General features: G+C 49.4%; 18 protein-coding genes and 2 tRNA genes. 8 read left to right on the forward strand and 12 right to left on the reverse strand.

Annotation, left to right across the window (positions count from 1 at the left end; all coding sequences use genetic code 11):
• Window positions 1–8 precede the first annotated feature (8 nt).
• On the reverse strand, window positions 9–932 hold the full coding sequence (locus tag ACLO87_RS10890) for a DMT family transporter (protein WP_135866815.1): 924 nt from the start codon (window positions 930–932) through the stop codon (window positions 9–11).
• A gap of 109 nt (window positions 933–1,041) precedes the next feature.
• Between ACLO87_RS10890 and ACLO87_RS10895 the strand changes: the two genes are divergently transcribed.
• From ACLO87_RS10895 to ACLO87_RS10915, 5 genes are all read left to right on the forward strand, one after another.
• Window positions 1,042–1,533 carry a MarR family winged helix-turn-helix transcriptional regulator gene (locus ACLO87_RS10895; RefSeq protein ID WP_135866817.1) on the forward strand — a complete coding sequence of 164 codons (492 nt, stop codon included), beginning with the start codon at window positions 1,042–1,044 and terminating at the stop codon, window positions 1,531–1,533.
• Between the two features lie 76 nt (window positions 1,534–1,609).
• Window positions 1,610–2,998, forward strand: coding sequence for an efflux transporter outer membrane subunit (locus tag ACLO87_RS10900; protein WP_430223668.1), 1,389 nt, complete (start codon window positions 1,610–1,612; stop codon window positions 2,996–2,998).
• A gap of 26 nt (window positions 2,999–3,024) precedes the next feature.
• On the forward strand, window positions 3,025–4,197 hold the full coding sequence (locus ACLO87_RS10905) for an HlyD family efflux transporter periplasmic adaptor subunit (protein ID WP_135866784.1): 1,173 nt from the start codon (window positions 3,025–3,027) through the stop codon (window positions 4,195–4,197).
• The gene (locus tag ACLO87_RS10910; RefSeq protein WP_430223669.1) at window positions 4,194–5,777 is read left to right on the forward strand and encodes a DHA2 family efflux MFS transporter permease subunit; all 1,584 of its coding nucleotides are present in this window, start codon (window positions 4,194–4,196) and stop codon (window positions 5,775–5,777) included. The genes ACLO87_RS10905 and ACLO87_RS10910 overlap by 4 nt, the downstream gene beginning before the upstream one ends.
• A 47-nt stretch (window positions 5,778–5,824) precedes the next feature.
• Window positions 5,825–5,900: transfer RNA gene (locus ACLO87_RS10915), tRNA-Asn, on the forward strand.
• Window positions 5,901–6,021: 121 nt separating this feature from the next.
• Here ACLO87_RS10915 and ACLO87_RS10920 read toward each other — a convergent pair.
• The gene (locus ACLO87_RS10920; protein WP_430223670.1) at window positions 6,022–6,939 is read right to left on the reverse strand and encodes a DMT family transporter; all 918 of its coding nucleotides are present in this window, start codon (window positions 6,937–6,939) and stop codon (window positions 6,022–6,024) included.
• A gap of 94 nt (window positions 6,940–7,033) precedes the next feature.
• Between ACLO87_RS10920 and ACLO87_RS10925 the strand changes: the two genes are divergently transcribed.
• Complete coding sequence (locus ACLO87_RS10925) at window positions 7,034–7,804, forward strand: AraC family transcriptional regulator (protein WP_430223671.1); 771 nt, start codon at window positions 7,034–7,036, stop codon at window positions 7,802–7,804.
• A 143-nt stretch (window positions 7,805–7,947) separates the two neighbouring features.
• Here ACLO87_RS10925 and ACLO87_RS10930 read toward each other — a convergent pair whose 3' ends face one another.
• From ACLO87_RS10930 to ACLO87_RS10975, 10 genes are read right to left on the reverse strand one after another with little or no spacing between them, the layout of a single operon-like run.
• Complete coding sequence (locus tag ACLO87_RS10930) at window positions 7,948–8,583, reverse strand: TetR/AcrR family transcriptional regulator (protein WP_430223672.1); 636 nt, start codon at window positions 8,581–8,583, stop codon at window positions 7,948–7,950.
• A 33-nt stretch (window positions 8,584–8,616) separates the two neighbouring features.
• On the reverse strand, window positions 8,617–9,381 hold the full coding sequence (locus tag ACLO87_RS10935; RefSeq protein WP_135863211.1) for an SDR family oxidoreductase: 765 nt from the start codon (window positions 9,379–9,381) through the stop codon (window positions 8,617–8,619).
• A 9-nt stretch (window positions 9,382–9,390) separates the two neighbouring features.
• Window positions 9,391–10,194 (reverse strand): aspartate dehydrogenase, encoded by an 804-nt coding sequence (locus tag ACLO87_RS10940; protein ID WP_430223673.1) that lies wholly within the window; start codon window positions 10,192–10,194, stop codon window positions 9,391–9,393.
• Window positions 10,184–10,987 (reverse strand): alpha/beta fold hydrolase, encoded by an 804-nt coding sequence (locus ACLO87_RS10945; RefSeq protein WP_430223674.1) that lies wholly within the window; start codon window positions 10,985–10,987, stop codon window positions 10,184–10,186. The genes ACLO87_RS10940 and ACLO87_RS10945 overlap by 11 nt, the downstream gene beginning before the upstream one ends.
• Window positions 10,988–11,001: 14 nt before the next feature.
• Window positions 11,002–11,982, reverse strand: a complete 981-nt coding sequence (locus ACLO87_RS10950; RefSeq protein WP_430223675.1) for a TRAP transporter substrate-binding protein — start codon at window positions 11,980–11,982, stop codon at window positions 11,002–11,004.
• A 23-nt stretch (window positions 11,983–12,005) separates the two neighbouring features.
• Window positions 12,006–13,277 (reverse strand): TRAP transporter large permease, encoded by a 1,272-nt coding sequence (locus ACLO87_RS10955; RefSeq protein WP_135863244.1) that lies wholly within the window; start codon window positions 13,275–13,277, stop codon window positions 12,006–12,008.
• Between the two features lie 12 nt (window positions 13,278–13,289).
• A complete protein-coding gene (locus ACLO87_RS10960) occupies window positions 13,290–13,814 on the reverse strand; it encodes a TRAP transporter small permease (protein WP_430223676.1) in 525 nt (174 codons plus the stop codon).
• Complete coding sequence (locus tag ACLO87_RS10965) at window positions 13,811–14,749, reverse strand: 3-hydroxyacyl-CoA dehydrogenase (protein WP_430223677.1); 939 nt, start codon at window positions 14,747–14,749, stop codon at window positions 13,811–13,813. The genes ACLO87_RS10960 and ACLO87_RS10965 overlap by 4 nt, the downstream gene beginning before the upstream one ends.
• Before the next feature lie 11 nt (window positions 14,750–14,760).
• Entirely contained in the window at window positions 14,761–15,075 is a 315-nt protein-coding gene (locus tag ACLO87_RS10970) for an NIPSNAP family protein (protein ID WP_135863221.1), read from the reverse strand.
• A gap of 12 nt (window positions 15,076–15,087) precedes the next feature.
• Window positions 15,088–15,585 (reverse strand): cupin domain-containing protein, encoded by a 498-nt coding sequence (locus ACLO87_RS10975; protein ID WP_135863222.1) that lies wholly within the window; start codon window positions 15,583–15,585, stop codon window positions 15,088–15,090.
• Window positions 15,586–15,851: 266 nt separating this feature from the next.
• On the opposite strand from ACLO87_RS10975, the gene ACLO87_RS10980 reads away from it, so the two are divergent.
• Together ACLO87_RS10980 and ACLO87_RS10985 are read left to right on the forward strand one after the other, a co-directional pair.
• Window positions 15,852–15,927: transfer RNA gene (locus ACLO87_RS10980), tRNA-Asn, on the forward strand.
• 314 nt (window positions 15,928–16,241) lie between these two features.
• Window positions 16,242–17,036, forward strand: coding sequence for a sulfite exporter TauE/SafE family protein (locus tag ACLO87_RS10985; RefSeq protein ID WP_430223678.1), 795 nt, complete (start codon window positions 16,242–16,244; stop codon window positions 17,034–17,036).
• Window positions 17,037–17,084 lie beyond the last annotated feature (48 nt).

Raw genomic sequence — 17,084 nt, forward strand, 5'->3', positions numbered from 1 at the left:
GCACGAAATTAGCGTTTTTTACCTAATACTAAAGCCCCGGCTAACACACACACCGTACCGAGAATTTGCACCACGGTGATGGGCTCGTCTAAGAACCAACTGGCCAAGAACAGTACAGAGACGGGCCCTACCAACCCCATCTGAGCACTCATGGGGGCGCCAATGCGCTCTACTGCCCACATGGTCATAAACGTTGGCAATACAGTGTGAAATACAGCATGCAACACCGATAACCCATACACGGGAGCCGGCTGTATCAAGACGCCCCACCCTTGTGCCGAGATCAAGTGGATCAGTGTATACACAGCGGAAATACTCATGGCGTACGCCACCAATCGCGTCGAACCTATATTCTTAATAAGCTCACCAGAAGCAATCAAATAAATAGAGTAAGACAGCGCTGAACCCAGCACAAAAAACGAACCTAGCAGTACATCATCCCCAGAAAAGGATAAGTCCTGCACAAACACCAACCCTACTCCTAAGTACGATAACGCAAGCGCCAACCACTGCTTGGGCAAGATTTTTTTACGCAGAAATACTGCCGATAACAACAGAACAAAGGTGGGTGACAAGAACAAAATCAGCCGCTCTAAACTGGCTGAAATACGCTCCAAGCCCATGAAATCCAGCAAGCTAGCTAAGTAATAGCCTAAAAAGCCCAACACCAGCAGCTCGAACATTTGCTTAAGCGTTAAAGGCTTTAGCTGCCCTGCTTTCACTTTGCGCATCTGCCAATACGCAATCAGCAAGAACACGGGTAGCGCCAACAGCATCCTAAACCCCAACACCGTCAGTGCATTGACGCCATATTGATACGTCAGCTTGGCCACAATGGCTTTAGCTGAAAACAAAATGGAACCAAGGCCTGCCAGTAACAGCCCGGTGTACAAAGAGTTAGAGCGCAACGCCGCGCGAGCTTCATTATGCATGGGGGTTTGATGCTAAAGATGTAAAAAAGATTGCCTAGGCAGATAAGTACACCATACAATGCATTCTTCACGCAATTTTTTGCATGCAGTGCTACATATACGCGACGCCATGACAAAATCTTCTTTCTACAAAGAAGGAACAGATGTTCTGAAAACCCAGGCCAACTTGGGGCTACTCACCAAACATGTATTGGGTTCCATACATGCGGTGATTGCGTTGCGCATTGCACACTTAGGGCTCACTGCCATGCAATGGCGCCCTCTAGTCACTCTGCGCTATCACGAGCACATTAATACACCTGCCGGTCTTGCCAAAAAAATGGGTATGGACACAGGAGCTATGACGCGCACACTAGACCGACTGGAAGCTAAAGGCTTGTTATCGCGTCAACGCTGTGAGCAAGATAGACGTGTAGTGTTGCTAAGCCTAACACCAGAAGGCCATGAAGTTTCCGGCAAAATTCTGCCTGAAATCGCCGAGGCCTTGAACGTGCACTTAGACGGCTTTAGCACCACCGAAATTTTTCAACTACTCTCTTTTCTAGACCGCTTACGTCAAAATGGCGAAGCAGCCTTACGTTCATACGAATCCGACTCTTGAACCCTTTACTATTTTTTTCACAAATAGCTGCCTAAGCAGTAAGCGCTTAGTCAGCATGTTTAAGCTAAATGTAAGCATGAAGCGAATCTATCCTCTAGTACTTGCTGCCCTTCTTAGTGGTTGTGCCGCTATAGACACACAACCACTGCCCTTATCTCAAGTAGAAGGCTCTACCCTTGGTCTGCAATCCAGCCAAATCAGCTGGCCAGAGGATCAGTGGTGGGTGCGGTACCACGATCCACAGCTCAATGACGTCATCGAACACGCTTTGCAGCAAAGCCCCAGCTTACAAATAGTGCAAGCCCGCTTACGTAAAGCGCAAGCTGCGGTAGGTAGCGCCCGCGCGGTACAACTGCCTCAAGCTGATGCGGATTACAACTTGACCCGCCAGCGCTACTCGGAACGCTACAGCACCCCAGCCCCCTATGCCGGCTCTATGTATACCGATACATCGCTGCGCTTAAACATAGGTTTTGATCTGGATATTTGGGGTAAAAATCGTGCGTTATATGCCAGTGCGCTATCGCAAGAAGAGGCTGCCTCGGCAGACATTCAGGTGGCACGCAATGCGCTAATTAGCGCTGTTATCCAAAGCTATTTCAACTTGCAAAATGCTTTGGCCCAAGCCGCCATGTTGAAAACACTGGAACAGCAATATCAAGAAATTCAGACTATTACCGAGCAGCGTATTAATGCCGGCTTGGACACTGAAGTAGAGCTGCAACAAGCACGCTCATCTTTGGCTAGCACCCGTGCCCAACAACTGCAAGCTGAAGGCAACGCACAACTGCTACGTAATCAGTTGGCCAGCCTCATGGGCGAAGGCCCTGCTGCGGGTGAAAAGCTGCAAGCCGTCACGCTGCAATTACCAGCGCAGCTACTGCCCGCCAATATCCCATTGGAATTGCTGGGTAGACGCCCTGACATTTTAGTTGCCAAGCTAGGCATTGAAGCCAGCCAAGCCAAAATCAAAGCGGCCAAAGCAGACTTCTTCCCCAATATTAATTTGAATGCTTTTGCCGGCTTTTTATCGTTGGGAGCAGATAACCTGCTGCATGGTGACAGCGGCGTATATGGCGTGGGCCCAGCGATTAGCCTGCCTATTTTCCACGGTGGCGCATTAAATGCGCAGTTGCATGCCCGCCAAGCAGAAACCGATGAAGCCATCGCGCAATACAACCAACGTGTTTTGGACAGCGTGCGTGAAGTGGCCGATGCCATCAGCACCATCCACACCTTGGAAGCAAGGCAACAGCAACAAATGCAAGCCTACGAGGCTATTTCTGTAGCCAGAGACATTGCTGTAGAACGCTATAAGTCAGGTTTGGGGAATTACGTGCAAGTGCTACTTGCGCAAAACACCGTCACCCAACAAGCCTTACTGACTACCGATCTACGAGTGCAAGCCTTTAATGCCGATGCTCAATTGGCTACCGCGCTAGGCGGTGGTTTTCAAGATCAATAATACAGCCCAAACACAGACAAACAATCATGACTACACAACCCTCTTCGCAACGTAAACGCTTGCTCACCGGCATTACTACGGCTTTTGTTCTGATAGGCATCGCCTATGCCGTGTGGGCACTGTTTCTCGCAGGTAATACGGAAAGCACTGAAGACGCCTATGTGCATGGCAACATGGTGCAGATCTCTGCCCGCCAAACGGGTACTGTACAAGCCATCTTGGCGGATGACACCGAGATGGTGCAGCAAGGCTCCCCATTGATTGAGTTAGATCCTACTGATGTCAATATTGCCATGCAACAGGCGGAAGCACAGTTGGCACAAAGCGTACGTAAAACTCGTACTCTGTTTGCGCAAAATGATGCCTTAGAAGCAGAAGTACAAGTACAAGAAGCCGAAGCCCGCCAAGCTAAAGTGACACTGGAAAAAGCAGAAAGTGACTTACGTCGTCGTCAAAGCCTGCGCAAAATTGGCGGGGTAAGCGGTGAAGAAATCCTGCACGCTGAAGCCACCGTTAAAACTGCACGTAGCGCCCTCAATAAAGCAGAAGCTGCCATACAAGCCGCTAAAGCTCGTTTGAATACTAATCTGGCATTAACAGCAGGTACTACTGTAGAAAACCACCCTGACGTACAACTGGCTGCTGACCATTACCGCAATGCATGGCTAGCCACTACCCGCACACGCGTGGATGCGCCTACTAGCGGTATGGTGGCACAACGCTCGGTACAAGTAGGTCAACACGTTGCTGCAGGTACGACGCTGATGTCTGTGGTCCCGTTGGATCAACTCTGGGTTGAGGCTAACTTCAAAGAAAACCAGCTTAAAGACATGCGCGCAGGCCAAAAAGTAACGCTGAATGCAGACTTCTATGGTTCTACCGTGGAATACCACGGCGTTGTAGAAAATTTAGCGGCAGGTACAGGCAGTGCGTTCTCTTTACTGCCCGCACAAAATGCTAGCGGTAACTGGATCAAAGTGGTGCAACGCTTGCCCGTACGCATACGCTTAGACCCTAAAGAGCTGCAAGAGCACCCTCTACGCATCGGTTTATCGATGCTGGTCATCGTAGATTTGGATAGCGAACCAGAAGATATCTCCGGCGGCCCTGCTCATCTCAGCACCGATATCTTCCAACAAAATGACGATGCAGTGAACCAACGCATTGCTGCCATTATTCAGGCCAATCTTGCATCATGAGTGACGCCACTACTGACAGCAAACCCGCAGAAGGGCCCATCATCTACCCGCCGCTGCAAGGCCGTGCCCGGGTGATGGGTACTATTGCCCTGTCTGCAGCGGTATTCATGAACGTGCTGGACTCCTCTATTGCCAACGTGTCCATTCCTACCATTGCTGGCGATTTGGGGGTAAGTAGCACACAAGGTACGTGGGTCATAACCTCTTTCGCAGTGGCCAACGCCATCACCGTACCGTTAACGGGGTGGCTCACGCAACGTTTCGGACAAGTGCGCTTGTTCACGTTGTCTGTACTGCTATTTGTGCTGACCTCGTGGCTATGCGGTTTCGCTTGGTCGCTAGAATCGTTGGTGCTTTTCAGGGTATTACAGGGTGCCGTTGCTGGCCCCATGATCCCGCTGTCACAAGCCTTGATGCTAGGGAGTTACCCCCGCGATAAGGCGGGCTTTGCCCTCGCCATGTGGTCCATGACCATTTTGGTGGGGCCTATTGCCGGCCCCTTATTAGGGGGGTGGATTTCTGACAACTACACTTGGCCGTGGATTTTCTATATTAACGTCCCCATTGGCTTACTAGCAGGCTGGGCTGCATGGCAAATCTACAATGAGCGCGAGTCTAGACGCCGTGAACTTCCTATAGACACCATCGGGTTGGCACTACTGATAGTCTGGGTAGGTGCCCTACAAATCTTGCTGGATAAGGGTAAAGAACTGGATTGGTTTGCCAGCCCGTTCATCGTTATTCTGGCCGTTGTGTCTGTGGTGGCTTTTGTGTACTTCCTGATCTGGGAACTCACTGCCAAACACCCCATCGTAGATTTAACGCTATTCAAAGAGCGCAATTTTACCGCTGGCGTGTTATCGGTATCTATTGCCTACGGGGTGTTCTTTGGCTCGGTAGTACTGATGCCGCTATGGCTACAAAGCACCATGGGCTATACGGCCACCTGGGCGGGGGTAGCTTTAGCACCGGTGGGGATACTGGCCATTGTGCTGTCTCCTATAGTCGGTAAGCTACTTGGCAAACACGACCCTAGGGCATTAGCCACCTTTGCGTTTTTGGTGTTCTCGTTAACCAGCTACATACGTTCACGCTTTAATACGGATGTGGATATCTTATCCATCATGCTGCCCACCTTCATCCAAGGGGCTGCCATGGCGACATTTTTTATTCCGTTGACCACCATCACCCTCTCCGGTTTGGCGCCAGAACGTGTACCCGGTGCAGCAGGTTTATCTAACTTTGCTCGTTTATTAGCGGGGGCTTTTGGTACGTCCATCACCACCACCGCGTGGGATGATCGCGCCAGCATGCACCATGCTCACTTAACCGAGATAGCAAGACCAGGAGAACCCGCTTTTGATTACGTTATGGAAACGGTGCGTAATCAAGGTTTTACGCAGCAACAAGGTGCTGAAATGGTGAACCGCATTATTGAGCAACAAGCGCATACCATGTCGGTCACTGATATTTTCTTGGCATCATCCATTATCTTCTTGCTGCTATTGGGCTTAGTCTGGATCGCCAAACCTATCAAACCTAGTGCCGATAGCCCCAAACCCCCAGCGGACGCTCATTAAAAAGTGCTTGCATAATATTTGAAACACATGCTATAGTTTCTTTCTATTCCCTGATAGCTCAGTCGGTAGAGCGACGGACTGTTAATCCGCAGGTCGCAGGTTCGAGCCCTGCTCGGGGAGCCAGATTTAAAAGCCCAGCTATTTTTAGCTGGGCTTTTTCTTTTGCCTATCGCACTGCCATATTAAGCACACCAAAAAGACAGGGCAAAAACCATGGGCAACCCATAGCACTGCCCTACTTTTCTCATTCTCCGCTTAACGGCTCACTAGACACCGATCTACGAGCAAAAAAACGGCCTCGCCACGTCTGAGCAATAAACACCCCTAGCAAGGCTATGCCACCACCCATAACGTGATATGCCTTTAAGTGCTCATCCAGCAGCACAATCGCCAGTCCAGCCGTCATCACAGGCAGTAAATTCATAAAAACGCTGCAACGGTTAGGGCCTAAATACTCTATACCCTTAATCCAGAAAAATGGCAGCACCACAGACGCCAAAATACCCGCATACAAAATCAACGGAATCGTCGCGGTATCCAACATAGCTTGGCCTTTGGGCACCCATAAAAACATGGGCAACATAAACACCAACGCCGAGATCGCCTGCATATAGGTGGACTGCCATGCTGGCAACGCTATCTGCCATTTACGCAATAACACACTGTAAAACGCATAGCTGATAGCAGCCGTAAGCATCAACACATCGCCTATACGGTAATTTCCCTTGATGAGTTCTAGCGGTGCGCCACCACTAATAAGGTAAGCCGTGCCCCACAAGGCAATAGCCCCACCCAGCACCATCCCCACCGTAGGATACTCACGTAACACTAACGAGCTCACCAACATGGTGAGCAATGGGGTTAATGCTGTAATAATCGCCATGTTAGTCGCTGTAGAGGTATCCGCCGCCCAGTACGACAAACATTGGTAAAACGCCATGCTCAGAAAACCTAAGAACATCAGCTTTGGCCAATACCGTTTCACTTGCACCCGGTTTTTCCATACCGGCCCAGCAATGAATAAGCTCATGATGCTGATGGCCAACGCCAATCTATAAAAGGTAATTGCCAAAGGGGATATGGCCCCCGATGCCATCTTAGAAACCACCACATTACCGGCCCAAATGGCGATGGCCAGAAAGGGAAACAACCAGAATCTCATGCTCATCCTCTACACACATAAAAAGGCTATGTTGATTCAAAGCCCAAAGACTGTATTAAGATAATGAGTCATCTATTATCGCAAAAGGGACATAGTGAGCGTAGACCCTCTAGTACACTTGCCTTCTGAAACAGCGGCTCGTCCCGTTACTGGTTTGGCAGTGGAATACCCACACGCCCATCTCATAGCATCCCATACTCATACTCGAGCACAGTTTCTCTATGCCACCCAAGGCGTAATGGTGATAGAAACCAGTCGTGGCCGTTGGGTGGTGCCACCCACTAGGGGCGTGTGGTTACTGGCAGACGTGAAACACACAGTACGCATGAGCGGTGCTGTCAGTATGCGTACGCTGTTTATAGATCCTGATGCCGCCCCCAACCTACCCAATACCGATTGCGTGTTAAATGTCTCACCCTTATTGCGTGAGCTAATGCTAGAGGCCTCGAAAATACCACTGGATTACGAACTAGACAGCCGTGATGGGCGATTAATGCGCCTGATTCTGGATGAGCTACAAACCCTGCCTATTCTGCCCTTTTACCTGCCGTGGCCTGAAGACAAGCGGCTAAAACGGGTGTGCACACAACTAGCTAAACAGCCCGACACACCTACCACTGCCGACCAATGGGCAACGCAACTGGCCATGAGCACCAAAACCTTCCATCGGCAATTTAGACACCACACCGGCATTACCTTTGGACAATGGCGTCAGTTAGCCCGCTTACTACTGTCGCTGGAAAGCTTGGCGCAAGGCACTCCCATCGTTCAGGTAGCGTTAGAACACGGCTATAACAGCCAAAGCGCCTATACCGCCATGTTTAAACGCCACTTCGGCATGACGCCCTCGGCCTTCTATCAATAGCTATATATCTTTGAGACACCACCCAGCACACAAGCTGAACAACTAGGCGCCGTTTGATGGCCACAAAAAAACCCAGCAGGCCTATTACCTACTGGGCTTGTGATGCGTAGCCAAGGCAAACCACCTTAGCTAGCTAAACTGCTTTATTGCACAGCCGATTTTCTACCATAGGCATCACGCACCAAGCGCTCAAACGCCTCATACATCATCTGTAAACGTGTGAAGCTACCCGCATCACGGGTAATGGGGTCCGCACTATTGGCAATTTCCACCAGCAGCAACGACACTGTTTCTACGGGGGTGTCTTTGCATAACTCACCACGCGCCACAGCTTGATGCATGCCAGAGAACACAGAGGCCTGCAGCTCTTTGGTATAGCGAGTCACCGCCTCACGTGCCAGCGGCGTAATTTGATCGCGCTCAGAGCGCATGCGCGCAATCAAACTCCACGGATGGCCTGTGCTGCCTGAAGGATTGAAGATCAAATAGCGCGAGCGATTAAATTGCATACTTTGCTGTATCTTTTCGCTTAAATCATTCTCGGACAGCCAAATTTGATCAAAATGCCCTATCGTACGTTGGCAGTACTCTACGGTAACTTCCTCTATAAGCTGATGCTTATGTCGGTAGTGGTAGTGCACATTACCCCGCGTACAATCAAGCTCTTCGGCGATCTGCTGAAATCTAAACCCCGCACTACCGTGCGCGATCAACATACGCGTAGCCTCTTGCTTGATGCGCTCTTTCATTGAGAGCATTTCATTCAATTCTTTTTTCATGCCTATAAATTAACTAATTCCTACCAAATTAAATTACGCGGCGCTTAAACCACCATCCGTCACCAATACTGAACCTACGCTAAATGACGAATCCGCCGAGGCCAAAAACAAAATTGCTTTAGCAATCTCTTCCGGTTGCCCTAACCGCATCACAGGCTGCCTTGCGGAAAGCTGCTGTAATAAGGCTTGTGGGTCCTCGGCTTTTGCTAGCATGTCAGTAAAGTACGGCGATTGTACCGTTCCTGGTGCTACGCAATTCACCCGAATATTTTCGGCAGCATGATCCAAAGCCATCGCCCGTGTGAGTGCAATCACGGCACCTTTAGACGCACAATATGCAGCCCGTTCACGTAAGCCTACTAGACCCGCTACCGAAGCGGTATTCACAATAACCCCGCCCCCTTGTTGACGCATCATAGGAATAACGTACTTACAACCGTAAAACACGCCATCTACGTTCACACGCATCAATCGCGTCCAATCGTCTTCTGAGGTGTTTTCTACCGTACTAGCCAGACCAAAACCGGCATTGTTCACCAGTACATCAACGCGTCCGAAATGATCCTGCGTACGCTGCAGCATTTGCTGTACAGAAATAGAATCAGCCACATCCACCTGCACAGCCAGCGCCGATGCCCCAACCGTCATCACCAAGCTTTGTACCAGCGTTTGTGCAGCAACCAAATCTTTGTCTGCCACGACAACGCTTGCGCCTTCGGCCGCAAATAACTGCGCTGTTGCAGCCCCAATACCTGAGGCTGCTCCAGTAATGACAGCCACTTTATGCTGTAGTTTCATTACTGGCTCCTAGCGCACTTTTAAGATAGAAAACTCACGCTGTACGACGCTCGCAATACTTTGCGCCACCACCCACGACGACTTAGGGTTAGACGGCGACGGCGTATTACTCAACACCAAACGCATACTGCCAAACTGACTAGTGATGTGTATAACGTGCTGGTTTTGCGCAAGCGTTGGATCCACCATGACTTTGACCTTAGTTTTCTGCATCCCCACACCCGCAAGCGCCAAGGTGGCTGCCACGTTCAGATTTTTGGGATAGCGCTGTGCTGCTTCTGCTGCATTACCTTCAAACAGCAGCATTTCCGTAGAAACTGACGCTGGCTCTATGTTGAGCTCGGCCAATTCAGGCAACCAGGCCGCCACAGGTTTACGAGACTCATACACCACCTGCAAATCAGGCGCATGACGTACTGACTGCAGGTAGTCCAATCCACCTATAGCACCCGAAGGCAATAGGATTTGCGACCCGTTTTCTCCTGCAATACGGACCAGCTCATCTACTAGCGTCGCATCAGTTAGCGCACCAATAGACGTGATCACCACCGAAATACCTAACTCTAAACATGCAGGTAAGTATTCCCGTACAGCAGCTTGTGCCGCCGCTTCAATCACGAGTTGCGGCTTAAACGCTAAAAGCTCTTCTAGCGACGCACATTCAATCACGCCTTCAGGCAATTCCGCTTGAAGAGGGTCTGGTCGTCTGAGTACCAGCAACTTCGTTTGTTGTGCACTAAACATAGGCTGCAATGTTTTAAAAACATCTTGGCCTATGGCACCGAAGCCGATAAACGCTACGCTATTTATCATGTTCAAACCTCGAAAACCAATTCAATAAAGTATCGTTATAGATATGTGACAAGGTGACGGGAAAGAAATGTCCACCCGTTGGCCAACTGGTCAAGGTGGCACCTGCAACTAGAGTCTGTAGCTCTTTTTGTAATGCATGCGGAACCACAGCATCGTCCTCAGCGCTCAAAATCAAACTAGGAACACTCAAGGCTGCCGCCTGACTTCTACCGTCAAACTGCAACAATGCCTCTATACGCTCCTGCACTGTCTGGACCTGCTCTGGCCCCCATTTTTTTCCTGTTGCTACAAAGGCGTTGTGTTTCCATATCCATTCTGCGGGATACGATAAATACACGCCTTGCTGCTCATAGCATTGCGGGTCCAAGCGCAATAATTGCGCTCGTAATGCAAACAGGTTTTGCATGTATGCATTAGGCCCTGCCCAGGTTGCTCCTAATACCAAAGAGCGCACTTTTTCTGGATGGGCATAGGCCAACTGCTGTGCAATACACCCGCCTGTTGAGTGGCCTACAACATGCGCCAGCTCAACCCCGCAATGCATTAAAAGTTGATGAAAGTCTTCCGCCAACTGGGCAATGCTTACTTTGGCTGTACCGCGCTCTGAACCACCAATCCCTCGTTGATCCATACAAATCACGTGATAGTGCTGCGCCGCTAGTGCGGCACTCACACCTTTCCAGAAGGCAGCGCTTCCGCCCAAACCGCTGATAAGCAATACAGCAGGACCTTCCCCTGTACGTTCTACCGCAAAGGTTGCGCCATCCACACCAGACTCAAAGTAAGACGTCATTGCCCTAGCCCCTACTACTGTTTACGAGCATCTTCGATTTGACGCAGGAAGTCTTCACCGCCAGGAGAGTCTTGCATAATGCGTGGCCAGCCAGCACGTGCTTTCTCTTTGAACGGTGTCAGGTCAGGACGCACAATAGTGATGCCTTTAGTTTCCATAGTGGTAAACGCATCTGCCATTTTTTGATCCTGATACTGCAACGCTACTTCCATTGCTGATTGCGAGGCTTCTTTAATGGCTTGCTGTACATCCTCTGGGTAGCTGGCGTATTTAGCCTTAGACATAATGAACAAGCTAGGCAACTGGTGCACTTCACTCACGGTGTAGTACTTGATGGTCTCAGAGAAACCGTCGCCCACCGTTTGATCAGGACTCAACTCAGCCGCATCTACCACACCGTTTTGCAACGCCAAGAACAGCTCACCGTAGGCGGTAGGTGTAGGCTGAGAACCCAAGGAGCGGTACGCCTCTACATAGCCCGGAGACTGAATCACACGCACTTTCAGGTGACCCATATCTTCCACATTGTTGATGGGTTTCATGGATGCCATACTGCGCGCATAAATCGCTCCCCAACCCAGACCTACCATGCCGTATTTATCCAGCTCTTCCAGCAAACGATCGCCTACCGGGCCTTGCATGATGGTGTTGGCTTCTTCGTAGTTGTCGAACAAATACGGCAGCGACAATACACGGTACTCACGCACGGTGTTTTCCAACGAAGGTTGACCCATGATGGACGCATCCACCACACCAGTACGCAAGCCTTGCACCAGTTTCAACTCACCACCCAATGTGCCGGACGGGAAAATCTTTACGGTTACTTCGCCATTGGTTTTTTCATTCATCAGCTTGGCGAAATGCTCGGCTGCTGCTTGATAAGAACTGTTTTCGCTCAGCGCATGACCAATATTGATTTCGATTGGTTTTGCGCTTACACCCAATGCCACCGCTAACAGCGACATACCAGCCATAAATTTGACTACTTTTTTCATGCTACGGTCTCCCAACGTTATTTTTAATTGAACCAAGTTTTTAACAACAATGGCCCATAGGTAATCAGCATTAAATTAATAAATAAGATGCCAAGAAATACAGACAGTGGTCGCATCAACTTTTCCATTGATACTTTGGCAATACCACAAACCAAGAACAAGTTCACACCAACCGGAGGAGTCACCATCCCTACTGCCAAGTTGACGATCACAATCAAACCGAAGTGCACGGGATCAATGCCCAAGCTCACTGCTACTGGTGCGAGTACTGGGGCCAGAATCAAAATGGCAGCAAAGGTTTCCATAAACAAACCTATCACCAGCAACGCTACGTTCACTATCAGCAAGAACACATAAGGATTATCGGAAACCGACAAAATGGCCGATGCAATGTACTGAGGAACTTGATACAGCGATAAGGCATACGCAAACACTGCAGCAAAGCCCACAATCAACATCACAATGGCTGACGTAATCGCGGATTCCCATAAAATTGCCGGCAATTCTTTAAGGCTGATTTCCTTATAAATAAAGGTACCCACTACAAACGCATACGCTACTGCCATCACAGCCGCTTCTGTAGCCGTGAACATCCCGCCGTAAATCCCACCTAAAATCAGAACAGGCAGCATCAGGGACAAGAATGCCGAACGCAACGCGCGCATTACGCCTACAAACCACTCTTTAAAAGACACACGTTTGGTATCGCCGTAGCCTTTAATGGATGACCAGATAATGATGGTCAGCATTAAAGAGAAACCGATCATCAAACCAGGAATGATCCCTGCAAAGAACATTTGCGCAACCGACGTACCCGTCAACATGGCATACACAATCATCGGTACAGAAGGTGGCAAAATCACACCCAACTCACCTGATGCCGCCACTACCGACGCCGAAAAAGCACGCGGGTAACGGTTACGTTCCATCTCCGGAATCATCACCCCACCAATAGCCGCCGTAGTCGCCGACGACGAACCGCTAATGGTAGAGAAGAACATGGTGGTCAACACAGTCGCTGCACCCAGACCACCTTTAACCCAACCAATCAGTGCCATACCCAGCTCGATCAAACGCTTGGCAATACCACCGCTTTGCATCAATCTACCGGCCAACACGAAGTACGGAATCGCCATCAAGGCAAATGAATCCATCGCTTCGAAAATGGTTTGCGGCAATACGATCAGCGGCAAACCTTTTTCCAATACAGCAGGAATAGGAGCGATACCCAAGCTGAGCGAAACTGGCACACTCAGTAAAAACAACCCCAACAGCAGAATAATTCCAAATCCCATCATGATCGTCTCCTACTCTATATTTTCGCCATTGGTAAACCGAATATCTTCACCACGGGAAATGGTTTCGATAATGAGGGCTACTGTGTTCACGATCATGAGGCTAAAACCCAAGGGCATTGCTACGTACACCCATGTTTTAGGCATGGACAGCACCGGACTAGACTCAATCGCACCAAACTCCAAGAACTCCATGCCTAGCTGCACCATCAGCACAAAGAACCCCAAACACACCACTAACGAGACGTAGCGTAAGAACACCCCGATTTTCTTGGGCAAACTAAACACCACCACGTCTAATGAAATAAGCTGCGCTTTTCGGCACGCAATAGACGCACCCAAAAAGATCACCCAAATCATCAAGTAACGTGCCACTTCTTCTGTCCACGGCGCAGCAATGTTCAAGCTGAACGTCCCCAATAGAAAACGCACCGCCACCTGCCATAAAGTGCACAACGTCATGCCCAACAAGCACACCGCCAACACCCACCGAATAGCGCAGTTCAAACTATCAACCAACTTAACTAGGCGTATCATGCGCGCTCCTCTATTTCTCTGAGTTGTAACTGCACCGCTGCCATAGCTTGATCACGCCACGCACGCTTGGCATCTAGGCTCTCTAAGCCCAATGAGGCCCGCATAGCGTGATGCAAGGTTTGAATTAATGGCGTATCCACCGGGGGGCGTAACCCCTTGGCTTCTGCCATCTCATTAAAAATATGTCCGTAACGTTCCAGGTAGCCCTGTATACCTGTAGGTGCATTTAAATCAATGCCCTCCAACGGGCCTACCACCGACCACCGCAACCCCAACCCCTGACTAATGATCAAGTCGGCATCGGCTGGGCGTATCACCCCATCAGCGATCAACTCAAACATTTCCATTAACAACGCGCCCTGCAAACGATTCAATACAAAGCCGGACACCTCTTTTTCCAAAACCACCGGCCTTTGCCTCAACTGCTGCATAAAGGTGCAGGCTGTTTTAATCACCTCGGGGCTAGTCCACTCTGCCCCTACCACTTCCACAATAGGCATCAGATGAGGAGGCGTCATAGGATGCACAACCAAACAACGCTCACGCTGTGCCAAATCACGCGTAAACAAACTCGCGCCATACGTAGAAGTAGAGCTTGCCAAAATAGCTGTATTTTTTGCCTGAGCGGCCATGTCGGCAAAGAGCTGCTGCTTCAATGCCAGATTTTCCGATGCTGCTTCCTGTATGTAATCGGCATCGCATAGCGCTTCTGCCAAACTAGTGTGTATAGTGATGCGCGACATCACGGCGTCAACGCTATCGCCCTGCATCAATAACGAGTTGGAGTTCTCTACACTCTCTCGGATAACCGACTTGATACGCTCAACGCTGTTCACATCGTGATCGTAAACGCTGGTTTGTATCCCAGCACGAGCAAACACGACGGCCCATGAACTACCGATAATCCCACCACCTATTACAGCTACTTTTTTCATACTGCTCACCACTAGCCTATAGGCGAAAACGATACCGGTTTCAAAATACGTGTCTGCTGCGTATCGATCAAATCAATGACTTTTGCCAAATACGCTTGCCACTTTTCATCAGCCAGCATTTGACTACGCGCTCTGTCACGTTCATCTAAGCTCTCGTAGGACCACAATGCCACCACGTGGTTAAGCTCGCCGATCTCAGAGATAAAATACCCCAGAAATTTGCCCAAATACTGTTTTTGTAATGCCAACCCATGCTCTTCATAGGTACGTACAAACTGGTTTACTAAGCCAGGTTTAATACGGTAATCACGCTCTTCTATATACACAGCCCTCTCCTTTTACGACTTAGTCCAACCAAATACGGTGTTGGCTTCTATTTCCTCAATATTGTCAGGACGAGGAAATGGCTCAGGAGGCACATCACCCGCCTGACGCTCTCTACCGATTTGTTTGAAAAAGTCATCCAAACCACCAGGCATCAACATCCAGAAGAACGACAACGGCCCTGACCCCGTATTCACAAATTTATGCGTGCTCTTAGAAGCTAAATACAACGATGCTCCTGGCGCTAACGCATGTTCCACACCATCCAACACCACGAAGCCTTCACCTTCGTAGATATAAATCACTTCCTCATGTGTATCGTGCATGTGTTCACGTACATAGCAGCCTGGATCAATGGTTTGCGTACCTGCCGAAAATGCTGCTTTCGCTTCTAGCGCCTTGCTATTAAACAAGCAACGTACAAAACCATTCGCAGGCACAGGCTGCCAGTAACTCTCGCTGCCCGTGGGTTGCACTAGACACGAGCCTGATGCAAAAACTTGCTTTCCCATCAATCCACCTCTATTAACTTACATGTTTGTCAGTTTTGTTAGATGTAAGTATCTGGATTTTTGTTTGCCTCTTAAACTAGGGAAATCCCGAAATATAAAAAAATGCTGTCAAAAACTAACAAACATGTAAGTAAAGAGATAGAGGGCTAGGGTTTTCATGCATGAACCAAAATTCAAAACATGTCCCGCTACAAATAAGTCATATCTTCTTCACAAGGGGCTTGTGTTATTTTTTGAAACTATGCTATAGTTCTTTCTTTACCGATTCCCCGATAGCTCAGTCGGTAGAGCGACGGACTGTTAATCCGCAGGTCGCAGGTTCGAGCCCTGCTCGGGGAGCCAGATTCAAAAAAGCGCTTATGTTCACACATAAGCGCTTTTTGCTTTTCTGCTCTGCTATTTCGTCATCGCACGAACATTTCTCGTCGCATACGCACCTTACTGCGCTTCGAACTCTAGGCTTTCACCATGCCACGCGCGCCCTTCTTGTACTCCCCACAAAACACTGCTGCTACATCAAGGCAGCAACACTAACGCCCCCCCTACGAAGCACTACTCCGACACAAGACCACACATTGCTTTACTCGCCAAAGCGCTTTGCATCACTTATCATATTATTTATTGATATAAGTTTATTTCTTTTAGAAATTTAGAATATGTGGTCTATTCTTTTAGGGTTGGTGATTGGGCTATCTCTGGGTTTAACCGGTGCTGGCGGCGGTATTTTGGCAGTACCCGCCCTGATTTTTGGTTTAGGTTTAACGCTCCCTCAAGCAGCCCCCATCGCTTTAATTGCGGTAGGCGCGGCTGCTTTAGTAGGCGCGTTACAAGCTTTACGCCAAGGTAATGTACGCTACAAAGCCGCCATACTCATGGCCGTGGCCGGCGGATTAACTGCCCCTTTAGGTTTAAAGATGGCACACGTCACTAACCCAGACTGGTTAAATGTCTGTTTTGCCATTGTGCTGTTTCTAGTCGCCTTACGGATGTGGTTTCAAGCCACACAACAGCAGCGGCTCCCAATGAATGACACTGGGCCACTACCACATAAAACCTGCACACTATCGCCCCACAACGGTAAATTCGTCTGGACTCCTGCCACAGCAATTACGCTGGCTGGTATAGGTGCTGTCTCTGGCTTTTTTACTGGCTTGCTAGGGATTGGCGGCGGCTTCATTATTGTCCCTGCCTTGGCCTATTTCAGCACCGCCAAGATGGATAACATTGTCCCCACATCGTTGATGGTGATTGCTCTAGTTTCCGCTACCACGGTGGTTTCTGCGTTCACCCATGGCTTATCCATCACCGCACAACAATGGCTGTTTATTTGGTGCACCATCATGGGGATGGTGGGTGGCCGTCTGATTGCACCCCGCATCCCTGCCCCGCTATGGCAGCGCCTCTTTGCCATAGTGTGTACGGTTGTGGCTGTTGTACTGCTTTTACGTTAAAGCGCGCTTTTGCTTTTAAGGCCAAGCCCCCTACAATAGCTTGACTAC

This window comes from Paenalcaligenes sp. Me52 (genome assembly GCF_050487965.1).
In the GTDB taxonomy this organism is placed as follows: Bacteria; Pseudomonadota; Gammaproteobacteria; order Burkholderiales; family Burkholderiaceae_B; genus Paenalcaligenes.

Excerpts from the sequence above, each read along its gene's own strand:
- ACLO87_RS10890 (WP_135866815.1), bottom strand. The coding sequence starts at position 932 with ATGCATAATGAAGCTCGCGCGGCGTTGCGCTCTAACTCTTTGTACACC.
- ACLO87_RS10895 (WP_135866817.1), top strand. The coding sequence starts at position 1,042 with ATGACAAAATCTTCTTTCTACAAAGAAGGAACAGATGTTCTGAAAACC.
- ACLO87_RS10900 (WP_430223668.1), top strand. The coding sequence starts at position 1,610 with ATGAAGCGAATCTATCCTCTAGTACTTGCTGCCCTTCTTAGTGGTTGT.
- ACLO87_RS10905 (WP_135866784.1), top strand. The coding sequence starts at position 3,025 with ATGACTACACAACCCTCTTCGCAACGTAAACGCTTGCTCACCGGCATT.
- ACLO87_RS10910 (WP_430223669.1), top strand. The coding sequence starts at position 4,194 with ATGAGTGACGCCACTACTGACAGCAAACCCGCAGAAGGGCCCATCATC.
- ACLO87_RS10920 (WP_430223670.1), bottom strand. The coding sequence starts at position 6,939 with ATGAGATTCTGGTTGTTTCCCTTTCTGGCCATCGCCATTTGGGCCGGT.
- ACLO87_RS10930 (WP_430223672.1), bottom strand. The coding sequence starts at position 8,583 with ATGAAAAAAGAATTGAATGAAATGCTCTCAATGAAAGAGCGCATCAAG.
- ACLO87_RS10935 (WP_135863211.1), bottom strand. The coding sequence starts at position 9,381 with ATGAAACTACAGCATAAAGTGGCTGTCATTACTGGAGCAGCCTCAGGT.
- ACLO87_RS10940 (WP_430223673.1), bottom strand. The coding sequence starts at position 10,194 with ATGATAAATAGCGTAGCGTTTATCGGCTTCGGTGCCATAGGCCAAGAT.
- ACLO87_RS10945 (WP_430223674.1), bottom strand. The coding sequence starts at position 10,987 with ATGACGTCTTACTTTGAGTCTGGTGTGGATGGCGCAACCTTTGCGGTA.
- ACLO87_RS10950 (WP_430223675.1), bottom strand. The coding sequence starts at position 11,982 with ATGAAAAAAGTAGTCAAATTTATGGCTGGTATGTCGCTGTTAGCGGTG.
- ACLO87_RS10955 (WP_135863244.1), bottom strand. The coding sequence starts at position 13,277 with ATGGGATTTGGAATTATTCTGCTGTTGGGGTTGTTTTTACTGAGTGTG.
- ACLO87_RS10960 (WP_430223676.1), bottom strand. The coding sequence starts at position 13,814 with ATGATACGCCTAGTTAAGTTGGTTGATAGTTTGAACTGCGCTATTCGG.
- ACLO87_RS10965 (WP_430223677.1), bottom strand. The coding sequence starts at position 14,749 with ATGAAAAAAGTAGCTGTAATAGGTGGTGGGATTATCGGTAGTTCATGG.
- ACLO87_RS10975 (WP_135863222.1), bottom strand. The coding sequence starts at position 15,585 with ATGGGAAAGCAAGTTTTTGCATCAGGCTCGTGTCTAGTGCAACCCACG.
- ACLO87_RS10985 (WP_430223678.1), top strand. The coding sequence starts at position 16,242 with ATGTGGTCTATTCTTTTAGGGTTGGTGATTGGGCTATCTCTGGGTTTA.